The sequence below is a fragment of the Citrobacter sp. T1.2D-1 genome (assembly GCF_950098555.1).
Classification (GTDB): Bacteria; Pseudomonadota; Gammaproteobacteria; order Enterobacterales; family Enterobacteriaceae; genus Citrobacter_A; species Citrobacter_A telavivensis.
Window position 1 is genome coordinate 13,059 of sequence record NZ_CATNHH010000009.1, and the last position, 23,475, is coordinate 36,533.

General features: G+C 54.5%; 22 protein-coding genes and 1 riboswitch. Of the genes, 7 read left to right on the plus strand and 15 right to left on the minus strand.

Annotated elements, in window-relative coordinates:
* Positions 1-17: 17 nt before the first annotated feature.
* Positions 18-332: a putative quinol monooxygenase gene (locus QQZ17_RS10125; protein WP_046496927.1), complete on the plus strand. Its 315-nt coding sequence runs from the start codon at positions 18-20 to the stop codon at positions 330-332.
* Positions 333-386: 54 nt separating this feature from the next.
* On the opposite strand, the gene QQZ17_RS10130 is transcribed toward QQZ17_RS10125, so the two are convergent.
* From QQZ17_RS10130 to QQZ17_RS10145, 4 genes are all read right to left on the minus strand, one after another.
* Positions 387-1,571 carry an aminotransferase-like domain-containing protein gene (locus QQZ17_RS10130; protein ID WP_152406046.1) on the minus strand — a complete coding sequence of 395 codons (1,185 nt, stop codon included), beginning with the start codon at positions 1,569-1,571 and terminating at the stop codon, positions 387-389.
* A 176-nt stretch (positions 1,572-1,747) separates the two neighbouring features.
* Positions 1,748-2,938 (minus strand): glycoside hydrolase family 88 protein, encoded by a 1,191-nt coding sequence (locus QQZ17_RS10135; RefSeq protein WP_152406047.1) that lies wholly within the window; start codon positions 2,936-2,938, stop codon positions 1,748-1,750.
* A gap of 23 nt (positions 2,939-2,961) precedes the next feature.
* Positions 2,962-4,230 carry an oligosaccharide MFS transporter gene (locus QQZ17_RS10140; RefSeq protein WP_152406048.1) on the minus strand — a complete coding sequence of 423 codons (1,269 nt, stop codon included), beginning with the start codon at positions 4,228-4,230 and terminating at the stop codon, positions 2,962-2,964.
* A 10-nt stretch (positions 4,231-4,240) separates the two neighbouring features.
* Positions 4,241-6,061 (minus strand): DUF2264 domain-containing protein, encoded by a 1,821-nt coding sequence (locus tag QQZ17_RS10145; RefSeq protein ID WP_152406049.1) that lies wholly within the window; start codon positions 6,059-6,061, stop codon positions 4,241-4,243.
* Positions 6,062-6,232: 171 nt separating this feature from the next.
* On the opposite strand from QQZ17_RS10145, the gene QQZ17_RS10150 reads away from it, so the two are divergent.
* Positions 6,233-7,081: a helix-turn-helix transcriptional regulator gene (locus QQZ17_RS10150; protein ID WP_371306115.1), complete on the plus strand. Its 849-nt coding sequence runs from the start codon at positions 6,233-6,235 to the stop codon at positions 7,079-7,081.
* 47 nt (positions 7,082-7,128) lie between these two features.
* Here the strand turns inward: QQZ17_RS10150 and parE are convergent, their stop codons facing one another.
* The 5 genes from parE to nudF are packed head-to-tail and all read right to left on the minus strand — an operon-like array spanning position 7,129 to position 11,533.
* Positions 7,129-9,021 (minus strand): DNA topoisomerase IV subunit B, encoded by a 1,893-nt coding sequence (parE, locus tag QQZ17_RS10155; protein ID WP_152406051.1) that lies wholly within the window; start codon positions 9,019-9,021, stop codon positions 7,129-7,131.
* Positions 9,022-9,048: 27 nt separating this feature from the next.
* A complete protein-coding gene (yqiA, locus tag QQZ17_RS10160) occupies positions 9,049-9,630 on the minus strand; it encodes an esterase YqiA (RefSeq protein ID WP_042324257.1) in 582 nt (193 codons plus the stop codon).
* Entirely contained in the window at positions 9,630-10,457 is an 828-nt protein-coding gene (cpdA, locus tag QQZ17_RS10165; RefSeq protein ID WP_152406052.1) for a 3',5'-cyclic-AMP phosphodiesterase, read from the minus strand. Before cpdA ends, yqiA begins: the two co-directional genes overlap by 1 nt.
* A gap of 24 nt (positions 10,458-10,481) precedes the next feature.
* A complete protein-coding gene (locus QQZ17_RS10170; protein ID WP_152406053.1) occupies positions 10,482-10,904 on the minus strand; it encodes a DUF1249 family protein in 423 nt (140 codons plus the stop codon).
* Positions 10,901-11,533 (minus strand): ADP-ribose diphosphatase, encoded by a 633-nt coding sequence (gene nudF / locus QQZ17_RS10175; protein WP_046496890.1) that lies wholly within the window; start codon positions 11,531-11,533, stop codon positions 10,901-10,903. The genes QQZ17_RS10170 and nudF overlap by 4 nt, the downstream gene beginning before the upstream one ends.
* Before the next feature lie 205 nt (positions 11,534-11,738).
* Here nudF and tolC point away from each other — a divergent pair, with 205 nt between their 5' ends.
* The 3 genes from tolC (at position 11,739) to QQZ17_RS10190 (ending at position 15,201) form a co-directional block, all read left to right on the plus strand.
* A complete protein-coding gene (tolC, locus tag QQZ17_RS10180) occupies positions 11,739-13,220 on the plus strand; it encodes an outer membrane channel protein TolC (protein ID WP_187696665.1) in 1,482 nt (493 codons plus the stop codon).
* Positions 13,221-13,369: 149 nt separating this feature from the next.
* On the plus strand, positions 13,370-14,035 hold the full coding sequence (locus QQZ17_RS10185; RefSeq protein ID WP_046496880.1) for a DUF1190 family protein: 666 nt from the start codon (positions 13,370-13,372) through the stop codon (positions 14,033-14,035).
* Between the two features lie 5 nt (positions 14,036-14,040).
* Positions 14,041-15,201 carry a glutathionylspermidine synthase family protein gene (locus tag QQZ17_RS10190; RefSeq protein ID WP_152406055.1) on the plus strand — a complete coding sequence of 387 codons (1,161 nt, stop codon included), beginning with the start codon at positions 14,041-14,043 and terminating at the stop codon, positions 15,199-15,201.
* 34 nt (positions 15,202-15,235) lie between these two features.
* On the opposite strand, the gene ygiD is transcribed toward QQZ17_RS10190, so the two are convergent.
* Entirely contained in the window at positions 15,236-16,024 is a 789-nt protein-coding gene (gene ygiD, locus QQZ17_RS10195) for a 4,5-DOPA-extradiol-dioxygenase (protein WP_152406056.1), read from the minus strand.
* A gap of 132 nt (positions 16,025-16,156) precedes the next feature.
* Between ygiD and zupT the strand changes: the two genes are divergently transcribed.
* Entirely contained in the window at positions 16,157-16,930 is a 774-nt protein-coding gene (gene zupT, locus QQZ17_RS10200) for a zinc transporter ZupT (RefSeq protein WP_152406057.1), read from the plus strand.
* 19 nt (positions 16,931-16,949) lie between these two features.
* Here the strand turns inward: zupT and QQZ17_RS10205 are convergent, their stop codons facing one another.
* A complete protein-coding gene (locus QQZ17_RS10205) occupies positions 16,950-17,126 on the minus strand; it encodes a hypothetical protein (RefSeq protein WP_178824522.1) in 177 nt (58 codons plus the stop codon).
* 212 nt (positions 17,127-17,338) lie between these two features.
* Entirely contained in the window at positions 17,339-17,992 is a 654-nt protein-coding gene (gene ribB / locus QQZ17_RS10210) for a 3,4-dihydroxy-2-butanone-4-phosphate synthase (RefSeq protein WP_046496857.1), read from the minus strand.
* A 105-nt stretch (positions 17,993-18,097) separates the two neighbouring features.
* Positions 18,098-18,247: riboswitch (FMN riboswitch) on the minus strand.
* A 132-nt stretch (positions 18,248-18,379) separates the two neighbouring features.
* Here ribB and ubiK point away from each other — a divergent pair.
* Positions 18,380-18,676: a ubiquinone biosynthesis accessory factor UbiK gene (gene ubiK / locus QQZ17_RS10215; RefSeq protein WP_152406058.1), complete on the plus strand. Its 297-nt coding sequence runs from the start codon at positions 18,380-18,382 to the stop codon at positions 18,674-18,676.
* A 33-nt stretch (positions 18,677-18,709) separates the two neighbouring features.
* Here ubiK and glgS read toward each other — a convergent pair whose 3' ends face one another.
* The 3 genes from glgS to glnE form a co-directional block, all read right to left on the minus strand.
* Complete coding sequence (glgS, locus tag QQZ17_RS10220; protein WP_080343280.1) at positions 18,710-18,916, minus strand: cell surface composition regulator GlgS; 207 nt, start codon at positions 18,914-18,916, stop codon at positions 18,710-18,712.
* A 164-nt stretch (positions 18,917-19,080) separates the two neighbouring features.
* Positions 19,081-20,514 (minus strand): bifunctional D-glycero-beta-D-manno-heptose-7-phosphate kinase/D-glycero-beta-D-manno-heptose 1-phosphate adenylyltransferase HldE, encoded by a 1,434-nt coding sequence (gene hldE / locus QQZ17_RS10225; RefSeq protein WP_152406059.1) that lies wholly within the window; start codon positions 20,512-20,514, stop codon positions 19,081-19,083.
* 51 nt (positions 20,515-20,565) lie between these two features.
* The gene (gene glnE / locus QQZ17_RS10230; RefSeq protein WP_152406060.1) at positions 20,566-23,403 is read right to left on the minus strand and encodes a bifunctional [glutamate--ammonia ligase]-adenylyl-L-tyrosine phosphorylase/[glutamate--ammonia-ligase] adenylyltransferase; all 2,838 of its coding nucleotides are present in this window, start codon (positions 23,401-23,403) and stop codon (positions 20,566-20,568) included.
* Between the last annotated feature and the right edge of the window lie 72 nt (positions 23,404-23,475).

Consider the following 23,475-nt stretch of genomic DNA (forward strand, 5'->3'; position numbering starts at 1 on the left):
ATTAGAAGGAGTTAACCATGCTTACAGTTATTGCTGAAATCCGTACCCGTCCGGGACAACATCACCGTCAGGCCGTTCTGGATCAGTTTGCGAAAATCGTTCCTGTCGTACTGAAGGAAGAGGGCTGCCACGGCTACGCGCCGATGGTTGATCATGCGGCAAACGTGAGTTTCCAGACCACGGCGCCTGACTCAATCATCATGATTGAGCAGTGGGAAAGCATCGCGCATCTTGAAGCGCACCTGCAAACCCCGCACATGAAAGCCTACAGCGAAGCCGTTAAGGGCGACGTGCTGGATATGAATATTCGTATTCTGGAATCCGGTATTTAAACATACCGCGTTGTGCCGGGTCCGCCATCAATGTCAGACCCGGCAAAAGCGGCCTCAGGGCAGCGCTTTTTTCAGTCTCCGCACCGCTTCTTCCAGTTCATCCGCCGTTGGCGTAGCAAAAGACATACGTAGCGTACGTTTATCCGGATTATTGCAGAAGAAAAACTCTCCCGGCACGAACACCACTTTTTCCTGCAAAGTACGGGAAAGCCACGCCGTGGTATCGAAATCGTAACGGAACGTCCCCCACAGGAACATCCCCCCCTGCGGCATATGGAATGAGATATGCTCACCCAGTTCGCTGCGAATCGCATCCGCCAGCACATTGCACTTCTCACGATACGCCTGACGAATGATCTGGATTTGATCTTCCAGACGGCCTAACGTCAAATAGCTGGCCGCCATCGCCTGCGAATGCGCACTGGTATGCAGATCGGTTGCCTGTTTAACAATGGTCGCTTTTTGTCTGATCCATTCCGGCAGCACCACCCAACCCACGCGCAGGCCAGGGGCCAGAATCTTGGAAAAGGTCGAGGTATAAATCACCTGCTCAGAGCACCCGCTCTCCTGGGCATGCTGGAACAACGTTTTATAGGTCTCATTGGTGAAATTGATTTCGCCGTAGGGATCGTCCTCGATGATGGCAAAGTCATGCTGTTTCGCCAGTTGAACCAACTTCTGACGACGGGAATCACTCAGAACCACGCCGCCGGGGTTACCGAACGTCGGCACGATATACACGAACTTGATCGTGTTGCTCTGTAACAACACTTCCAGCTCGTCCACGATCATGCCGTCTTTATCGGTGCCAACAGACAGCATATCCGCCTGTGACAGTTGCAGAACCTGCAATGCGGCAAGATACGTCGGGCGTTCGAGCACCACTTTATCGCCCGGATTGATCAGCGTTCTCGCCAGAATATCCAGCGACTGCTGTGAACCATTGGTCACCAGAATCGCTTCAGATGTAGCCTGAATGCCGCGTTTCTGGCACAACTGAGCGATCGCTTCCCGCAGCGGCGGATAACCTTCGCTCAGGCCGTACTGGAACGCATTCAGAAACTGGCTTTCCATCATGTTGCGTGTGGCCATTTCCAGCCCTGTTTTATCAAACAGTTCCGGGCTGGGAATGCCGCCGCCTAGCGAGATCAGGCCTGGCATTTTGCTATGTTTGAGTAATTCCCTGATAGCGGAGGGTTTAAGGGCGTCGACGCTCTTAGACAGATGTGTGTTGTTCATCCTGTTTCCTTATTATGTATTTTTGGCGTCCATCCCCGGTTGTTGCCTTATCCTAAATCCGCGTTCTCGCCTCGGTTGAGCCTAATAGACCTCTCTGGCAAGATCAATCAGATATCATAATGGCAAAAGGGTAAGCTCCCGTGGCTTACCCTTTTGATCGACAGTGAAATTCACGCTTACCAGTACAGCTTCCAGCACTGGGTAAATCGCACCAGCGCCTCCACGTAGAAGTAATCTCCCCAACTGGCACACTCATCCACCCCTTTATTGCTTGAGAGGTGATACACCGAGTGTTTCAGCAAACCGTTACCCTTTTCCTCTTTCGCCATCAAATAGTGTTTCGTCAGCGACGACATGATCGCCATCGCCCACTGCTGGTAACGTTCGCGATCCGGGTCGGTAACGGGTAGATGTTTAATCAATTCCAGCAGGCCGCAGACCGCAATGGCCGCCGAGGAGGAATCACGCAGCGCATCGGTTCCGACCAGCGCCAGATCCCAATGGCAGACGGCGTCTTCCGGCAGGCGATTGAGGAAGTAGTTGGCCAGTTTTTTCGACAGCGCCACCTTCTGCGGGTCGCCGGTGTAGATATAGCTCAACAGGAAACCATAAATACCCCACGCCTGACCGCGCGACCAGCACGAGTCATCGGCATAGCCTTGTTGTGTGTTTCCGTAGCGCGGCGCACCGCTGTGCACATCCATGTAGTAGGTATGGAAGGTGGACGCGTCTTCACGAATTAAATACGTCTGCGCCTGGGAGACGTGCGCCTTCGCCGCGTCCGCAAACCGCGGATCGCCAGTCTGCTCGCTCGCCCAGTACAACAGGGGCAAATTCATGTTGCAGTCAATGATCATTCGCCCGGCCTGTTCCGGGTCGCTCAGATCGCCCCACGCCTGAATGATCTGCGCTTTCTCGTGAAAACGTTCCAGCAGCGCTTCTGCTGCCAGCAGCGAAAACCCGCGCGCATCGCGATTTCCCGTCAGGCGCCAGGCCGCCACGCAGGAAAGGGTGTACAGGAAGCCCAGGTCGTGGGTGTTGGTGTCGTGACGTCCTGCAATTCGCAGACCAAAAGAGCGGACGTGCTTTTCCGCCATGTCCCGGAACACCGCTTCACCGCTCATCTCCCAGGCCAGCCATAGCTGCCCGGTCCAGAAACTGGTCGTCCACTCGACATTATCCGTTAATGGGTAATATCCCTTCACACAGGTTTCGGCAGGAAAGTGGTCACCGAATTCCGTTAAATGACGACGAATCAGTTCGAGGACATGTTCACGCGCGCTGCGCATTTCATCCTGAAATGCCCCGGCATCGATCGGCCAACCAGGAAAAGCGCGCAGGCGTTCCTCAACGATATGATTTAACATATTTCGGTTCCTTATGACGTAAATTATCTTGTCGCGTTATTTTCAGCGATATCAAGGGCAGTATTATTTTTTCGTTTACTCTGGCATGCCGATAAGGTAAATGCCGAAATAAGCGTAAAGACCAGGGCGATAATCCCCATGATGATGTAGGTTTTCTCAAAACCAATACGGTCATACATTAATCCGGCAGGTGAAGAGACCACCACATTGCCGACATACAGCATCGCCTGATATCCCAGTAAATACATGGTTGCATTGACCCGTTTATCAAAATGCTCTGCGATATATTTAAAGACCGAGACCAGTAATAAACAGATCTCCAGACCATATAACGGTTTAAGCACAGAAATTAACAGGTGAGAATCGCAGAGACCGGAAATCACCAGTCGCGCGCCTACCAGTGCGCCGACAATCAGCAGTCCGCGTTTGGCACCGATAGCATTAACAAATAAAGGGATCACCATGTACATGACGAATTCCATACCCGACTGCACGGTGCCCAGATAGCCAAAGACCGCATTGCCTTCGTGGATGTCAGAGAAGAAAGTCACAAAGTAGCGGGAGAACTGCTGCTCGGCGATAAACATCATCCACGCGACGCCCGCCACATACAGGCAGAATGCCCAGAACTTACGGTTTCGCAACAGAGCGTAGACATCTGCCGGGACGATTTTCTCTTTGGTCAGCACATCAGCGGCATTGGCGGCATTGACGTTCACCTTCAGACTCAGCAGAACCATCAGCATCACCACCGACGTCACGCTGCCCATAATGAAGTTATAAGCCGGAGAAAGGTTAAACAGCAGTCCCGAGAACGATGATGCCACCGCCCAACCGAGTGAACCCCACATCCGAATCTGCCCAAATTCCATACCGTTAAGGCGGCTGTAGCGATCGGAATACGATTCACAGGCCGCCACGCCGGCATACCAGGCAAAACTCAGGTAAATCGCGCCAACAATAATCCCCAACAAAGTTTGAGAAAGTAATAATGGCTGGTAAACATAAATAAAGAAGGGTGCCATTAATGCCGACATGCCCACGACAAAATAGAGCAGATATTTACTCATCCCAATTTTATCGAGAATATAGCCGTAAATAGGTTTCAGGATAACCGAGAAAATACCATTCACGGCAAAGACAGTGCCTATTACCGTACCGCTAAGCTGTGCTTTCTGCCCCAGCCAAATCGCTAACAAACCGATGCTTGCCGACCAGGTAAAGAAATAGAGAAAGATAAAACTGCTGATTTTATAGTATTCCGTTCTGTAACCCGGTGAACGTATATTCATACCACCCTCGCTATAAAGAGAACGACAACTGGCGTGCAGATTCAGGTTCGCGAATCACGACCCGGTGAGTATTAATGTGCAATTGCGGAATGGCGGCGTATTCTTTGTGTTGCCCGGATGCACTGACCGCACAGCAGAGCCAGCTTTCTCCGGGCGCAATCTCTGTTGAGAGCACCGGGATCGCGGCACATTCGGCAAACATAATGCTGCTGTTTGGCGGCGTGATGATGCTGCCCGGACTGCGCGACATCACCGGCGACAGATCCACAATCGTGCTGCTGCCGTTGCTGGCGGCAATCACACATCCACGCCCGTTCAACTGGTGCTCCGCTTTCATCACCGCAAAGCCCCCTTCCACCGTTTGCAGTACCCGCGCGCTGTTGATGCGGTGCAAACGGATGTGCCATTCACCGAACGGCACCAGCCAGGTCTCTATCGTCACGTCATGCCAGGGCGACCAGCGCGAGAAAATGAAGCGCTCATCGACGCGGACTTCGTCGCAGTCGCGGCGACCCCGGAAGTAGTTATCGCCGTCGGCCAACAGCAGCATGGAATCGCACGCCGCATGCTTGATACCAAAACGCCCGCGCTCAATGGTGAAACCAAAACGGCTGGAATAGGCAAACTTCGTGTATTTCGCCTCGGTATTAACGTAGTTATTCAGCTCCAGCTGGCCGGATGTCAGCATTGTGACAAGCCCGGAATGCTCACTGTGCTGAAGAATTTGTCCAGCGTGCGGGATCGCGCGCGTTTGCGCCAGTGGTGGCAGGGGTTGCTCCTCTGCCAGCCAGAACGGGTGATTTTCCGGCAGCGCGAGGATCAGAAAGACCTTCAGCGCCCAGTAAGGAGAGCCGGGCGAATTGTAGTCCTCGCACATCGCCAGATTCGGGTAAGCGAAGCCTAACGTCAGGATCCCGTCACGATCAAAAATAGGCCGTTGCTGCCACCAGCGTAAATGTCGCAGGATCACCCCTTTAATGACGCCCGGCGTGAGTACATCCAGCTCAGCAAACGCCACCGCACTCCAGAACGCGACCATCGCAAATCGATAGGTCAGGCTGCGGCCGAACGGCACCGAAGCCCCGTCGGCCGCCGACATATAGATAAAGTCTTCGGCAAACCGCCGGGCACGTTCGCGCAACGTGGCGGCGCGAGCGGTATCTTCCGGATTCAGCGTGGCATACAGCAAGCCATAAAAATGGAAGGCCATCGAGATGTAGTAATCCTGGGGTCGTCCGGGACCATCGGAATACCAGCCGTCACCCAGATAGTAGGCCTCCATCAGCGCAAAGCGACGATCGATAGCCGTCTGATCGAACGGCAGTCCGGCACGTTTAAAACCGAGCTGAACGATGATGGCAAAGTAGTTCCAGTTGCTGTCCGGCATCTGCGCATCGGTTATCTGATTCAGCCAGCGATACAGGTTTTCTTGTTCCGACGGGCTGAACGCCGCCGTTAACCGGGTCTGTAGTAGCGCCAGACCCAGCCCATACGCCGCCATCTCCACCAGACGCTGATCGTAAGGCCCGGTGTCGCCCCAGTAGTGTGGACTCTGCGGATCGGTACCCAGCCTGATCGCCTGAATGTACTTGTCGGCAAACGGGGCCTCAGCACCTCCTGCCATCAGCGGGAAGAGCCCCCACAGCGCTCTCGAAAGCCCTTCCATACAGGCAATATCCGCACTGTAATGCGCACAGGTATCGCCCAGTGAAAACTGGGCCTGCCCTGCGGGAAACTGCTTATCCAGCGCCCCCAAAATGAGGTTAACCGCACGCGTAACCTCTTCACGGGATGACAATGGATTTGATTTTTCTTCAGTTGCCGACCACATACTCTGCCCCTCTGAATAAAGTGGCTAAAGCATAGTGAATCGCGCATTGGCAGAAATGTTACCTCAATCACACCCGACACATTCTTTTGAAACAGTGATTGAGAAAATTTAAAAATAGAGTTTATAAAGGTAATCAGCCTGGTAAAAATTTAATTCTGTTGCACTATGAGCATGAACGCACCGCTGTATTCAGAACGTCTGGAGCTTATCACCCTAAACGATGCTATCGCGTCGTTTAGTCGCCTGTTTGCCAACACGGTCCGCTACCACCACTGGCATCAATGTCTGGAAATGCTGTACGTAGAAGAAGGTTTCGGCGTGGTCACGGTCGATCATAAGCAGTACACCATGCGGCCAGGGCGGATGTTCTTTTTCCCACCGTTTACCCTGCACAAAATCATGGTTGATGAGCAGGCGCAGAATAGCTACCGACGCACCATTATTCATCTCGACCCGCATGCGGTATTGAAGGTGCTGCGTGATTTCCCGCTCAATCAGCAACGCCTGCAAAACCTGACGATTCGCGGCGGTGAAGCCTGGGTGATCGACGCTAGTGAGATCCATGCACACATCGATTTCCTCTTTAGTCGTTACGAGAAAATAGCGGCGTTGAAGCCGCTCAACACCGAGCACGTTGCCTGCCTGTTATTAAGCTTATTCAGCCTGTTACCTGAAGATAAGTGCAGTATGCAGGAAATCGCCACCGGCATCGCCAGCCAGGTGATGTTCTGGCTCGATGAAAATTACACGCACAAATTCAGCCTGAGCGTGCTGGCAGATGAACTGGGAAAATCGAAAAGCTACGTGTCGCGGCGCTTCCATGTTGAGACCGGGGAAAGCATTCTCGACTATCTCAATACATTACGTTTGAGAAAAGCCTGCGAAGCGCTACTTCACAGTGAAGCAAGCGTGCGGGAGATTGCGAAAAAGGTAGGATTTTCAGAGGTGACGTACTTTATCAGCGCGTTTGGCAAGGGAATCGGTGAAACGCCGTTGCAGTACCGTAAACGGCATAAATGACAGTGCCGGAGGGCGCGCGAATGACGCCACCCGGCACAACAACACCATTAGCCGTCAAGATCCGCAAGGTCGCCTTTTTCCTGCAACCAGTTACGACGGTCTTCGGAGCGTTTCTTCGCCAACAGCATATCCATCATGGCGTTGGTGCGCTGATCGTCCTCATCATCAATGATGAGCTGAACCAGACGACGGGTGTTGGGATCCAGCGTGGTTTCGCGCAACTGCATCGGGTTCATTTCACCCAGCCCTTTAAAGCGCTGTACGTTCGGCTTGCCTTTCTTGCGCTTTAACTGCTCCAGTACGCCCGCTTTTTCTTCTTCCGTCAGCGCGTAATAGACCTCTTTGCCGAGGTCGATACGGTACAACGGCGGCAGCGCGACATAGACATGTCCGTGTTTCACCAGCGTACGGAAATGCCGCACAAACAGCGCGCAGAGCAGCGTGGCGATGTGCAGCCCATCGGAGTCCGCATCCGCCAGGATACAGATCTTGCCGTAACGTAATTGGCTCAGATCGTCGCTGTCCGGATCGATACCGATCGCGACAGAAATATCGTGTACTTCCTGCGAGGCCAGCACTTCATCAGAAGAGACTTCCCAGGTGTTCAGGATCTTACCCTTAAGCGGCATAATCGCCTGATATTCACGATCGCGCGCCTGCTTGGCGGAACCGCCCGCCGAGTCCCCTTCCACCAGGAACAGTTCGGTACGATTCAGATCCTGCGCGGTGCAGTCCGCCAGTTTCCCCGGCAGTGCCGGACCGCTGGTCAGTTTTTTACGCACCACTTTCTTCGCCGCGCGCAGTCGACGCTGGGCGCTGGAAATAACCATCTCCGCCAGCAGTTCGGCTGACTGGACGTTCTGGTTCAGCCACAGACTGAAGGCATCTTTCACCACGCCGGAAACAAATGCCGCACACTGACGTGACGACAGACGCTCTTTGGTCTGTCCGGCAAACTGCGGATCCTGCATTTTCACCGACAGCACGTAGGCGCAGCGATCCCAGATATCTTCTGCCGAAAGCTTCACGCCGCGCGGCAGAATGTTGCGGTATTCGCAGAACTCACGCATCGCATCGAGCAACCCCTGACGCAGACCGTTCACGTGCGTCCCGCCCTGCATGGTCGGGATCAGGTTCACGTAGCTTTCGGTCAACAGTTCGCCGCCTTCCGGCAGCCACAGCAGCGCCCAGTCGACCGTTTCCGTGTCACCGGAAAAATTGCCGATAAACGGTTTTTCCGGCAGCGTAGGCAGGCCGTTTACCGCTTCGCCCAGATAGTCGTTCAGACCATCCTGATAGCACCAGCGCTGTTCGCTGTTATTGACTTCATCTTTAAAGGTGATTTCAACGCCAGGGCACAGCACGGCTTTGGCTTTCAGTACGTGCGTTAAGCGAGAGACGGAAAAGCGCGGACTGTCGAAAAAGGTTTCGTCAGGCCAGAAGTGGACGCTGGTGCCGGTATTGCGCTTACCGCAAGTGCCAACGACCTGCAAATCCTGAACCTTATCACCGTTCTCAAACGCAATGTTATACACCTGGCCATCACGACGCACGTTCACTTCCACGCGCTTCGACAGGGCGTTAACCACGGAGATCCCTACGCCGTGCAGGCCGCCGGAGAACTGGTAGTTCTTGTTCGAAAACTTTCCACCTGCGTGTAGCCGACAGAGGATCAGTTCAACGGCCGGAACGCCCTCTTCCGGATGAATGTCCACGGGCATGCCGCGACCGTCATCGATAACTTCCAGAGATTGATCGGCATGTAAAATCACATCCACGCGTTTCGCGTGGCCCGCCAGTGCTTCATCCACACTGTTATCAATCACTTCCTGCCCAAGATGGTTGGGGCGGGTCGTATCGGTATACATCCCTGGGCGACGGCGTACCGGCTCAAGCCCAGTGAGTACCTCAATGGCATCAGCGTTATAAGTTTGCGTCATGGTTTTAATAGCAATTCGAAATGATTGTCAGCAACTGTGCAGTCCAAGGAAATCGACAATCGGGTTGAAATAATCTTCGAAGCCCGTGAATGCATGGTTTCCACCTTCAATAACAGTCTGGCGGCAAGAGGCGTAATACGCCACTGCCTGGCGGTAGTCCAGCACTTCATCTCCCGTCTGTTGCAGCAGCCAGATTAAATCCGACGCTTCCAGCGGGTCGATCTGCATGACTTTAAGATCGTAAATATGGCGTGACTCTAGCACATATTGCTGCCCCGTGTAGGGGTTCTCGTTCTGACCGAGGTAGTCGATCAACAGTTCAAATGGCCGGACCGCCGGGTTGACGACAACCGCGGGCAACATAAAACACTGCGATAGCCAGGTGGCGTAATAACCGCCTAACGACGATCCCACCACGCCCAATGCCTCACCGCCGTGCTCCAGCACGATAGATTCCAGCATCTCTGCGGCATCAGCCGGATACGGCGGCAACTGAGGCACAATCATCTCAACATGGGGATACTGTTCACGCAGCCAGTTTTTCAGCAGGCAGGCCTTCGCGGAACGGGGCGAGCTATTGAAGCCGTGCAGATAAAGAAGCGTAGACATCAGTAGCCTTCAGAAGCGGTATCAGGTCGGAACTCAGCACCCTGCAAACGACAGACGTCCGTTTTCAACGTACCGTCGGCAAAGAGCTCCAGCGTACGCCAGCCCGGAGCGATGTTATCAAGGGTAAAGTTCGCACAATGAGGTTTAAACTGGACGCAGGTAGAAGGCGTCGCCAGCAGACGGCGGCCATTCCAGTCGAGATCCAGTTCCTGATGAATATGCCCACACAGCAGATACTTCACGCGCGGGTAATTCACCAGCACGTTGTCCAGTTCTGCCGCGTTACGCAGGCTGTGTTGATCCAGCCAACTGCATCCCGCAGGCAATGGATGATGATGCAGAAGCAGCAGAGTGTGGCGCTCAGGAGCCTCAGCCAGTTTGCGCTCCAGCCACTCGAGCTGAAATTCACTCAGTTCGCCATGAGGCACGCCAAAAACCTGACTGTCCAGCAGCAGGATTTGCCACTGGTCGCCAATCATGACGCACTTTGCCGGGGAGATCCCCGCCTCTTGTAACGCGCTGTACATCGCGGGCTGAAAGTCATGGTTACCGGGCAACCAAACGCAAGGCGCGCGAAAGCTTGCGATGCCTTCTGCAAAATGCTGATAGGCCGCAGCGGTTTGATCCTGAGCTAAATCACCTGTTGCCACAATCAGATCGTATTCCTGCCTGTCGGCATGGATGGCATCCAACACGGCCTGGTAGCTTTCCCAGGTGTTTACGCCCAACAGCGTTTCGTGCTTTTCGGCAAACAGGTGAGTATCAGTAATTTGTAAGATCCTGACCCTGGCCTCACCAGCCAGAGAAAGGTTTAACAGGCTTTCCAAATGGTGTCCTTAGGTTTCACGACGCTAGTAAACCGGAATCGCCATCGCTCCATGTGCTAAACAGTATCGCAGCCAGTCGGCCAGAAACTGATTAATTTGATGCTTTTCGTCGCGTTGATGCAACTTTTTATTTGGATAATCATACCGTGCTTTGAAGCGAAAGATCTGCTGACTTGAACACACTTCGGCGACCATGGCGTCATGGTAAAGCCGCACTGTCAGTGACGGCAGGCTCCAGTAAGTGATGGTCGGTGCCGTCTGCTCGATGCTCACCAGCGTGGTGTATCGGGTCGATTCAACAATCGTTAACCGATATTGTGCGTTGCCCACCTGGTAACTTACCGTTTCGCCAGGCGCATCATTGCGCGGCAGCAGGCGTCGCAGCTGCGAAAAGTTCGTTTCGCAAAGACGCATCATTTCAGGGAAGTCAGGTGTATAGCGCTTCATTTTTTCCACTCGTTTATTAACTCTTTATAGTGCAGTTGCAGCCATTGCAGGGCGATGACCGCAGACGCGTTATCAATTTTCCCCTCTTCAACCCAACGGTAGGCCTGTTCCCGGCTTACCACATGAACCCGAATGTCTTCGTTTTCATCAGCCAGACCGTGAATCCCGTTTGCGGTCGTGGCGTCCACTTCACCCACTATAATTGACGAGCGCTCACTGGTGCCACCGGGGCTTGCCAGAAAACTGAGTACCGGTTTCGTCCGTTTCACCTCGATGCCAGCCTCTTCCATCGCTTCACGGCGGGCCACATCGTCAACGCTTTCACCCTCTTCGATCATCCCTGCCACCATTTCCAGTAGCCACGGCGTTTCACTGGTGTCATACGCCGCGATGCGCACCTGTTCGACCAGCACTACTTCGTCCCGCTCAGGGTCAAAGGGTAGCAAGACCGCCGCATGACCGCGCTCAAAAATTTCTCTACGCACTTCCTGGCTCATTTCACCGTTGAACAAGCGGTGGCGGAAGCGATAAAGATCCAGCGAAAAAAAACCGCGATATAGCGTTTCTCGTGCAATAATTTCTACATCGTTTTTGGAGAAAGTTACTGGCGAGTTGCCTGATTTACGCATTGTGCCGTCCTGTACCAATAATGATTTAAATGTGAATATCATAGGCGTTTGACTGCCGTTTCATCGACCTTGTGGTAAATTGGTGCAAATTAACGCCTGATGGCACAGAACGCCAACTTTTTGCAGTGGCGGATTCTGCTAGAATCAGCAATTATTTTTTAAAATTTGATCAGCGCTAAATACTGCTTCACAACAAGGAATGCAAATGAAGAAATTGCTCCCCATCCTTATCGGCCTGAGCCTGTCGGGGTTCAGCACACTGAGCCAGGCAGAGAACCTGATGCAAGTTTATCAGCAAGCACGCCTGAGCAACCCGGAATTGCGTAAGTCCGCCGCCGATCGCGATGCTGCATTCGAAAAAATTAACGAAGCACGTAGTCCCTTACTGCCTCAACTGGGCTTAGGTGCCGATTACACCTACAGCAACGGCTACCGCGATGCTAATGGCGTGAACTCGAACGCCACCAGCGCGTCCCTGCAATTAACGCAGACCCTTTTCGATATGTCGAAATGGCGTGCGCTGACCCTGCAAGAAAAATCAGCGGGTATTCAGGACGTGACCTTCCAGACGGACCAGCAAACGCTGATCCTCAACACCGCGAGCGCCTATTTTAAAGTGCTGAACGCCATTGACGTTCTCTCTTACACCCAGGCGCAGAAAGAGGCGATTTATCGTCAGTTGGATCAAACCACCCAGCGTTTCAACGTGGGTCTGGTGGCAATCACCGACGTGCAAAACGCCCGTTCGCAATACGATACCGTGCTGGCGAACGAAGTGACTGCCCGTAACGATCTCGACAATGCGGTAGAAGAACTGCGTCAGGTCACCGGCAACTACTATCCGGAACTGGCATCGCTGAACGTTGACAGCTTCAAGACCGACAAACCGCAGGCGGTGAACGCCCTGCTGAAAGAAGCAGAAAACCGCAACCTGACGCTGTTGCAGGCCCGTCTGAGCCAGGATCTGGCGCGTGAGCAGATTCGCCAGGCGCAGGATGGCCACCTGCCAACGCTGGATTTAACCGCCTCTACCGACGTGTCTGACACCTCGTACAGCGGCTCTAAAACGCGTGGCGCGACAGGCTCCCAGTATGACGACAGCAACATGGGCCAGAACAAAATCGGCCTGAGCTTCTCGCTGCCGATTTATCAGGGTGGAATGGTTAACTCGCAGGTGAAACAGGCGCAATACAACTTCGTTGGTGCCAGCGAGCAACTGGAAAGCGCCCACCGCAGCGTGGTGCAGACCGTACGTTCATCCTTCAATAACATCAATGCGTCAATCAGCAGTATTAACGCGTACAAACAAGCGGTTGTTTCCGCCCAGAGCTCATTGGATGCGATGGAAGCGGGCTACTCCGTGGGTACACGTACCATCGTTGATGTGCTGGATGCGACCACCACGCTGTACAACGCTAAGCAACAACTGGCGAATGCGCGTTATAACTACCTGATCAACCAGCTGAATATTAAGTCAGCGCTGGGTACGTTGAACGAGCAGGATCTGGTGGCGCTGAACAACACGCTGGGCAAACCGATTTCCACTTCGCCGGAACACGTCGCGCCCGAAACCCCGCAGATGGACGCTAACGCTGACGGCTATGCCGCTAACGCAGCAGCGCCCGCCGCGCAACCGGCGTCAGCACGTTCTTCCAGCAGCAACGGTAGCAATCCGTTCCGTAATTAAACGCGATGACGGGGCTTCGGCCCCGTCTGAACGTAAGGCAACGTAAAGATCTCACCATTGGGCCGCATTCCAGCCTCTTCTCGCTTCATTTTCAACCACTCATCCTCTATCCTGAGCAGTATTAACCACTGGGTCCAGGAAAGACGAAAATGAAACGGACAAAATCCATCCATCACGCCTCGTTCCGCAAAAGCTGGAGCGCGCGCCATCTGACGCCTGTCGCGTTAGCCGTTACCGCTGTGTTTATGCTGGCGGGTTGTGAGAAAAGCGATGAAACCGTGTCGCTGTATCAGAATGCGGATGACTGCTCGGCAGCCAATCCGGGCAAAAGCGCGGAATGTACCACGGCGTTCAATAACGCGCTGAAAGAAGCGGAACGTACCGCGCCGAAATATGCCACTCGCGAAGATTGTGTCGCCGAGTTCGGTGAGGGCCAGTGCCAGCAAGCCCCTGCTCAGGCAGGCATGGCGCCAGAAGCGCAGGCCCAGCAGTCCAGCGGCAGTTTCTGGATGCCGCTGATGGCGGGCTATATGATGGGCCGCATGATGGGCGGCGGCGCGGGCTTTGCGCAGCAGCCGCTGTTCAGCTCGAAAAACCCGGCCAGCCCGGCTTACGGTAAATACACCGATGCAGGCGGTAAAAACTACGGCGCAGCGCAGCCTGGCCGTACGATGACGGTGCCTAAAACCGCCATGGCACCGAAACCTGCGACCACCTCTACCGTGACGCGCGGCGGCTTTGGCGAATCGGTTGCCAAACAGAGCACCATGCAACGTAGCGCAAGCGGCACCTCCACGCGTTCAATGGGTGGCTGATACGCATGGAAAGAGTGAGTATTACCGAGCGTCCGGACTGGCGCGATAAAGCCACTGAATACGGTTTCAATTTTCACACCATGTACGGCGAACCGTACTGGTGTGAAGACGCCTATTACAAGCTAACGCTGGCACAAGTTGAAAAGCTGGAAGATGTGACCGCCGAGTTGCACCAGATGTGTCTCAAGGTGGTCGAGAAAGTGATTGCCAGCGACGAGCTGATGACCAAATTCCGTATTCCTAAGCACACCTGGGGCTTTGTTCGTCAGTCCTGGCAAACGCATCAGCCGTCGCTCTACTCGCGTCTCGATCTGGCGTGGGATGGCACTGGTGAACCGAAGCTGCTGGAGAACAACGCCGATACCCCGACCTCGCTGTATGAAGCGGCGTTTTTCCAGTGGATCTGGCTTGAAGATCAGATCAATGCGGGCAATCTGGCGGAAGGTAGCGACCAGTTTAACAGCCTGCAGGAAAAGCTCATCGAGCGCTTCGCCGAGCTGCGTGAGCAGTACGGCTTCCAGCTTCTGCATCTAACCTGCTGTCGCGATACCGTTGAGGATCGCGGTACCATTCAGTATCTGCAGGATTGCGCAGCAGAGGCGGAGATAGCCACTGAATTCCTCTATATCGAAGATATTGGACTCGGTGAAAAAGGTCAGTTCACGGATCTACAGGATCAGGTGATTGCCAACCTGTTCAAGCTCTATCCGTGGGAGTTTATGCTGCGCGAGATGTTCTCCACCAAGCTCGAAGACGCTGGCGTGCGCTGGCTGGAGCCGGCCTGGAAGAGCATTATCTCCAATAAGGCGCTGTTGCCGCTGCTGTGGGAAATGTTTCCAAACCATCCGAACCTGCTTCCCGCGTATTTCGCCGAAGACGACTATCCGCAGATGGAAAAATTCGTCGTGAAACCGATCTTCTCGCGTGAAGGCGCAAACGTCTCCATCATCGAGAACGGTAAAACGATCGAAGCGGTGGAAGGGCCGTATGGTGAAGAAGGCATGATCGTGCAGCAGTTCCATCAGCTGCCGAAGTTTGGCGACAGCTATGTGCTGATCGGCAGTTGGTTAGTCAACGATCAGCCTGCCGGGATCGGCATCCGCGAAGACAGAGCGCTGATCACCCAGGATCTGTCCCGCTTCTACCCGCATATTTTTGTTGAGTGATCGCTGAGGCCCGGTTGTGACCGGGCCTGCATTGCTATCCTATCTGTACCGACAGCATACTCAGGCTGCCCATCTCAATACCATCAACGGGGATCGTCACCGGCTCTTTGCCATCCCACGCGCCAAGCGTATACAGTAGCGGCAGATAGTGATCCGGCGTCGGGTTCGACAGTGAACCGCCTTCGTGATCGAGGTAATTCACCAGTGGATGCTGCTCAACCGGTCCTTGCCAGCTCAGGTTCGCTTTGACAAAATCATTGAACGAGGTTGCCCACGGATACGGAGTATTATCGCCGTGCCAGCACGCCGTACGCAGGTTATGTACTACGTTACCACTGGCCACCAGCATGATGCCTTCATCACGCAGCGTCGCCAGTTTGCGTCCAATCTCAAAATGCCAGGCCGCCGGTTTGGTACTGTCGATGCTCAACTGCACCATCGGAATATCAGCATCCGGGTACATCTTGATCAACACGCCCCAGGAACCGTGGTCAAACCCCCAGGCCTCTTTGTCGAGCGCGACCGGCACCGGGGAAAGCAAATCAACCAGCTGCTGCGCCAGCTCAGGGGAGCCAGGCGCCGGGTAATGCGTGTCGTACAAGGCCTGCGGGAAACCGCCAAAATCATGAATGGTCTTTGGCGCTTCCATTGCTGTGACGCCCGTACCACGGGTGTACCAGTGAGCAGACACCACCACAATCGCTTTTGGACGCGGCAATGTCTCCCCAAGCCGCTGCCAGGCACGGGTATACAGGTTATCTTCCAGAACGTTCATCGGGCTACCGTGTCCCAAAAACAATGCTGGCATACGAATTGAAGACATGATGATATCCTTACTCAGGGAGTCATTTTGATGGTCTTACCATACCCTCTTTCGGTGAATGAAGAACTCTGATAACCATGATGATCATCATCAGTTATTTTGAAGGTCAGTGAGATGTATAAGGAGTCATTGATGTCAGTACCTTTAATTCTGACCTTACTGGCGGGGGCCGCCACGTTTATTGGCGCGTTTCTTGGCGTACTGGGGCAGAAGCCCTCCAATCGCCTGCTGGCGTTTTCACTCGGGTTTGCCGCCGGAATCATGTTGCTGATCTCCTTAATGGAGATGCTGCCCGCCGCGCTGGGTACAAAGGGAATGCCACCGGTTCTGGGCTACGGCATGTTTATCATCGGCTTGCTGGGTTACTTTGGGCTGGATCGTCTTCTTCCGCACGCTCACCCGCAGGATCTGGTGCAAAAAAGGACGCAGCCAATTCCGGGATCAATCAAACGCACGGCCATTCTGCTCACGCTCGGGATCAGTTTGCACAACTTCCCGGAAGGGATTGCCACCTACGTGACCGCAAGCAGCAACCTGGAGTTGGGATTCGGCATCGCGCTGGCGGTTGCCCTGCATAATATCCCGGAAGGTCTGGCCGTCGCCGGGCCAGTCTATGCAGCCACCGGTTCTAAACGCACCGCTATTTTCTGGGCGGGCATTTCCGGGATGGCGGAAATACTGGGCGGCGTGCTGGCATGGCTGATTCTTGGCAACCTGGTATCGCCCGTCGTCATGGCCGCCATAATGGCCGCCGTCGCGGGCATCATGGTTGCGTTGTCGGTGGATGAACTGATGCCGCTGGCAAAAGAGATCGACCCCAATAACAACCCCAGCTATGGCGTTCTGTGTGGAATGTCAGTCATGGGGCTGAGTCTGGTCGTACTTCAGGCGATGGGGATCGGGTAACGGAGAAGGCAGGAAGCGATTATTCCTGCTCTTTCGTCATAACGCGTTTTTCATCATCATGACGCAGTAATTTATTGCGGATTTCCAGTAGCGCATCGCGATCCTGCCGAAACGCTTTACAGTAGCGCTTCATGTGGCAAAAATACCCCACGACCACCAGAACAATTAAGACAATCCAGTACCAGGCGATAAACATCCTTTTACCCTTTAAATTTAACATTAACAAATATTTAGCGTTAAAATTTAACATACCTATTAGTAGGTAGGATTATATACTGGCACAGTATGAAATCGAAAAGATGATTTCGATCATAGAGAAAAAGATTGGATGTTTATTAACCGGCAGGATGTTTGAAAAAGCGAAATTTGCCGGATAAGGTGCTTGCACCGCTATCCGGCAAGGCTGAATTAACTGGCTTTGCGTTCGTGCGCCTGACGGTAAGCCACCAGGTCTTCGATCGTCACTACAGCCATATTGTGTTTGCCCGCAAATTCGATGCATTCTGGCGCGCGCGCCATGCTGCCATCATCATTGGTCAGTTCACACAGTACACCTGCAGGTTTGTAGCCAGCCAGCGTCACCAGATCGATGGTCGCTTCGGTGTGGCCACCGCGAGTCAATACGCCGCCCGGCTGAGCGCGCAGCGGGAAGACGTGTCCCGGACGGTTCAGATCGGAAGGTTTTGCGCCATCGGCAATTGCCGCGCGAACGGTGGTCACGCGATCGGCCGCCGAAACGCCGGTCGTGACACCTGTCGCTGCTTCAATGGTCACGGTAAAACCGGTGCCATAAGCGCTGGTGTTATTTTCCACCATCATCGGCAGATCGAGTTGTTTACGACGATCTTCGGTGATGCACAGGCACACAATACCGCTACCGTGACGGATGGTCAGCGCCATCTGCTCAACGGTCATGGTCTCTGCCGGGAAAATCATATCGCCTTCGTTTTCACGATCTTCGTCGTCCAGCACCATCACACCGCGGCCTTCGCGCAGCGCAGACAGAGCGTGTTCGACACGTTCAAAAGGCGTACCAAAAGAGGAAAGTAGCGTCTGATTCATGGTAAAAAAACCTCACTAAAATTATGGTTACCAGAATCAGGGCAGTCTTAGGAGTACCGACAAGCGGCAAAAAAATAACGTGAGCGGGTCCATGCCCGACTGGATCGTTACTCTCTCCCATCCGGACTCTAACCGTCGGCCCCGGAATTACACCGGATCTGCTGACCTTTTCACCGTGGTGAAAAGCGCTCGCGGGCTTTCAACCTGAGTTGATTTACCGCCGGTGGGGAATTTCGCCCCGCCCTGAGAATAAGCGGGTTAACTATAACGCTATTGATTACCTTCATCAACGCCTTTACCCGCATTAACATCACACAATTCTGGTTTATGCCTCACGCAGATCGCACTACAATGGGCGGTAACACTTACCAGTTCAGGGAAACCACTATGATTGACCCGAAAAAAATTGAGCAGATTGCTCGCCAGGTTCACGAATCGATGCCAAAAGGGATCCGGGAGTTCGGGGACGATGTCGAGAAGAAGATCCGTCAAGCGCTGCAATCTCAGCTGACGCGTCTCGATCTGGTGAGCCGAGAAGAGTTTGATGTTCAGACTCAGGTGCTGTTACGCACCCGTGAAAAGCTGGCGCTGCTGGAGCAACGTTTGAGTGAGCTGGAAGCGCGTCAGACCACTGAAGAAGTCAAACCTGCGCCCGCCATCCCGCCGGTAGAACCGCAAGCGTAAAAACAGCAACGGGCCGCAAGGCCCGTTGACATATCAATGTTCCACTTCTAACTTTCTGGCGTTCATGGCCTGCTGGCAGTAGTGCGCGTAGCGTTTGCAAAACCAGCTGCGGTGCTCCTCATCCATATTGCCGGTAACGGCCTGGATATCAACAGGGCGACCTTCAGCCTGCATTCTGGCAAAACTCCGCGCCAGGAAATCGAAATTGTTCATCGAATAAACACTGTTGTTCATTAGCATATCCTCCAGTCGGTGAATCTCTGTTAAGGTCATATGCTTTTTTCTGATACCAGTATTTACCGGGAAGCGTAGCAGGTTTGTACATATTGTGCGCAAATCAGTTGCCTGAGTTCACACTTTAGGAACACAGGTGATGACCGATTTCCAGGCATCACCTTCAGCCATTATTTATCGCTGTCTTTCTGGATTTTCTTGATGATATTGGTGGTTGAGCAACCGTCTTCAAAGTTGAGCACCAGCACTTCACCGCCGTTGGCCCACACCTCTTTACTGCCCGCAATGTCTTCCGGCTTATAGTCACCGCCTTTGACCAGCAGATCCGGCAATACGCCCGCGATCAGGCGTTGCGGCGTGTCTTCTTCAAAAGAGACCACCCAGTCAACGGCTTCCAGCGCGCCCAGCACGATCATCCGCTGTTCAAGCGGATTCACCGGACGCGTTTCCCCTTTCAGGCGTTTCGTCGAGGCATCGCTATTGACCGCGACGATTAACCGATCGCCCAGCTTACGCGCGTTTGCGAGATAGGAGACGTGGCCTGCGTGCAGAATGTCAAACACCCCGTTAGTCATCACCACTTTCTCACCGCGCTTACGCGCGCTGGCAACGGCCTGTTTCAGTTCTTCTTCGGTCATCACGCCAAAGCCGGTTTCCGCACGACCACGCACCGCGTTTTCCAGTTCGATAGGCGAAACGGTGGACGTTCCCAGTTTGCCAACCACCACACCCGCCGCCGCATTGGCAAAAAAGCAGGCTTCTTCCAGTGAATTGCCCGCCGCCAGCGTCGCCGCCAGCACGCCAATGACGGTGTCGCCCGCACCAGTCACGTCATACACTTCCTGCGCCTGCGTTGGCATATGCAGCGGGGCTTTCCCCGGTTGCAGCAGCGTCATTCCCTGCTCAGAACGGGTGACCAGCAAAGCGGAAAGTTCGAAATCGGCAATCAGCTTCATGCCGCGTTCAACAATCTCTTCTTCGCTTTTGCATTTTCCCGCTACCGCCTCGAATTCAGACAAGTTAGGCGTCAGCAGCGTCGCACCGCGATAACGCGCAAAATCGGTCCCTTTCGGGTCGATCAGCACCGGCACACCGGCTTTACGCGCCAGGGCAATCATCTGCTGTACGCTGGCCAGTGCGCCTTTCGCGTAGTCAGACAGCACCAGCGCCCCAATTGAGCTGAGTGCCTGATTGATGCGCTCATGCAGCGGCTGCGGATCCACGCCTTCGAAGCCTTCTTCGAAATCCAGGCGAATCAGTTGCTGGTTACGCGAAAGCACACGCAGTTTGGTGATGGTCGGATGGGTCGGCACAGAAACGAAGTCGCATTTCACGTTCACGTCCGCCAGCGTTTTGCTGAGCGCACGCGCGGCATCGTCGATACCGGTCAGTCCGACCAGACGCGAATTCGCTCCCAGAGAGGCAATGTTCATCGCCACGTTCGCCGCACCGCCCGGACGTTCTTCGATGGTATCCACTTTCACCACCGGTACCGGCGCTTCGGGTGAAATACGGCTGGTGGGACCGTACCAGTAGCGATCCAGCATCACATCACCGACAACCAAGACTCCTGCACGTTCAAACTCTGGCAGCGTTACTTTCATTCCTGTCTCCTGAGAGATTCAAAATTTTGCGCGCGATAATAGCACACTTCGTCAGGCAACCAGCCACTTCTGCCAGCTTGCCCGTACCAGTGAACGTTCCGCCTCAAAACACGTTTGCGCCACATGGCCCGGCTGTTCCTGTAAAGCCAGATGATGCAGTTCATCGCGCAGCGTGGTATAGGCGTGGGTCAATGCCATCGCCTCCTGCTCGTCCATGATGTCGTTTTGCGCTAACAGCTCCAGAATGCGCACATTATCCGACCAGCGGGTGAGTTTGGGTTTGTCATGGGCATAACGTAGCACCAGATATTGCGTGATAAATTCGATATCCGTAATACCGCCTTCATCGGCTTTAATATCAAAGCGATCGCGATGCTTATTGCCCAGATGTGCGCGCATTTTTTCGCGCATCTCACGTACCTCGGTCTGCAACGTTTTGCCGTCGCGAGGCAGCGTCATGATATCGCGGCGCACCGTGTCAAACTGCGAGGTCAGTTGCGGGTCGCCATAAACAACACGTGCGCGCACCAGCGCCTGATGCTCCCACGTCCAGGCCTCATTCTTCTGATAATCCGCAAAGGATTCGGCGGAGGTCACCAGCATCCCCGCCGCCCCTGACGGCCGCAGTCGGGCATCGACTTCATACAGGATGCCTGAAGAGGTGCGGGTACTGAAGAGGTGCATAATGCGCTGCGCCAGCCGCAGGTAGAACTGCCGTCCGTCAATTTCGCGCTCGCCGTCGGTCATCACGTCAATGGGGCAGTCATGCAGGAAGATCAAATCGAGATCGGAGCTGTAGCCCAGCTCCCAGCCGCCCAGTTTGCCGTAGCCCACCACCGCAAAGCCGCGCCCTTCCCGCTCGGCAAGATGCGTCGGTTGCCCGTAGCGCGACACCATTTGCAGCCACGCCTGCTGCACAACGGCATCAATCATCGCTTCCGCCAGCCAGGTCAGGTGATCGCTGACTTTCATCACCGGCAGCGTACCGGCGATATCCGCGGCAGCAATACGCAACAGTTGCGTTTGCTTGAACTGACGCAACGCTTCCAGCTGTTGCTCTTCGTCATCCTCCGGGACGCGCAGTAAATACTGGCGCAGCTCGTCGCGATAAGCGTCGGTTGCCGTTGGCTGATAGAGCGTATTCGGGTCGAGTAGTTCATCGAGCAGCAGCGGATAACGCGCAAGTTGGCTGGCGACCATCGGCGACGCCGCGCAGAGCGAAATCAGATGCTTCAGTGCGCCGGGAAATTCACTCAGCAACTCGAGATAGGTGGTGCGGGTAACAATCCCCACCAATAGCGGCGTAATGCGCGACAGCGGGAGGGAAGCATCCTGGCGCGTGCAGACATCGCTAAGCAGGTGCGGCATCAGGTGGTCGAGCACCTGACGCCCACGTGGGCCAATAGTGCGTTTATCCAGCTCTTTACGAAAATCGGCAATCAACGCCAGCACGCGCATACGATCGTCATCCGTGAGATGCGACAGCACCGGTGGCGTATCATCCTCCTGCAAGGCGTCCTGCCACAGCTCGCGCCACTGTTCCGAGAGCGCGTCTTCCTGCGTTTCGGTTTCGTCATCGCCGATCAGCTCGTTAAACACGCGGCGGACGTTCGCCATATGCCCCTCAAGCGTTTCGGTCAGTTGCTGCCAGTCATCAGCATTCATTCCCCAGGCCAGTCGCGCCCGGTTAAGTTCATCACCCGGCAGCGTCTGGGTTTGTTCATCGTTAATGCTTTGCAGCAGGTTTTCCAGACGACGCAGAAAGAGATAGGCCTGTCGCAGTTGCTCAGCATCGTTCTCCGACAGCAGATGCAGTGCGGCGATCGCGCTTAAGGTCGGCAGCAGTGAACGGGATTGCAGCGACGGCTCGCGCCCGCCGCGAATCAACTGGAACACCTGCACGATAAACTCGATTTCGCGAATGCCGCCCGCACCGAGCTTGATGTTATCTTTCAACCCCCGGCGACGGACTTCACGTGCAATCATCCCCTTCATATTGCGCAGCGACTGAATCACGCTGAAGTCGATGTAGCGACGGAAGACGAACGGGCGCAGCATAGCGCGCAGTTCCTCAACATAGCGCCCATCGGTATCGCCCATAATCCGCGCCTTGACCATCGCGTAGCGCTCCCAGTCGCGCCCCTGCTCCTGGTAGTAATCTTCCAGCGCCGCAAAGCTCAACACCAGCGGGCCGCTGTCGCCAAACGGACGCAGCCGCATATCTACCCGATAGACAAAGCCATCCTGGGTGGGCTGATCCAGCACCTTGATCAGCCGCTGCCCCATGCGGGTAAAAAACTGCGCGTTATCCAGTTCACGGCGTCCGCCCTGGGTGGAGCCGTGCTCTGGCCAGGCAAAGATCAGATCGATATCCGAAGAAAAATTCAGCTCGCCACCGCCCAGTTTGCCCATGCCTAATATCAGCAGCGGTTGCGGGATGCCTTCCTGACTGCATGGCGTTCCCCATTCGCGACAGCAAGCGTCGTACAGCCAGTCGCGCGCACTGACAATCAGCGTTTCGGCAAGATGGCTTAGCTGTTGCAGAATGTCGGTATCATCCACCAGCGACAGCGCCTGTGCCCAGGCAATGCGCACCATCACACGGCGGCGAAACAGACGCAGTTCATGCATCAACGCCGCTTCATCGTTCACCGTTGCCAGCGCCACCTGTAACCATTCGCCGTACCGTTGCCATTCATCGGCCTGCGGCGGGGCGCTTTCCAGCTCCGCCAGCCAGTGGGGATGCGCAATCACACCGTCCTGCACAAAATCACTCAATGTAAGTACTGACTTCGCCTGAGCGCTAAGCTCAGTCTCAGGTAAGGACGCTGGCAGCCGCTCGACAACGGTCGGCCAGTACTGCTGTAACGGGGAAGAAAGCGGCTTCATTTAAGGGGTATCCTTTGAATGATGCCGGATAGCGGCATTTTGCCTTATCCGGCCTACAAAACATGTCGATCC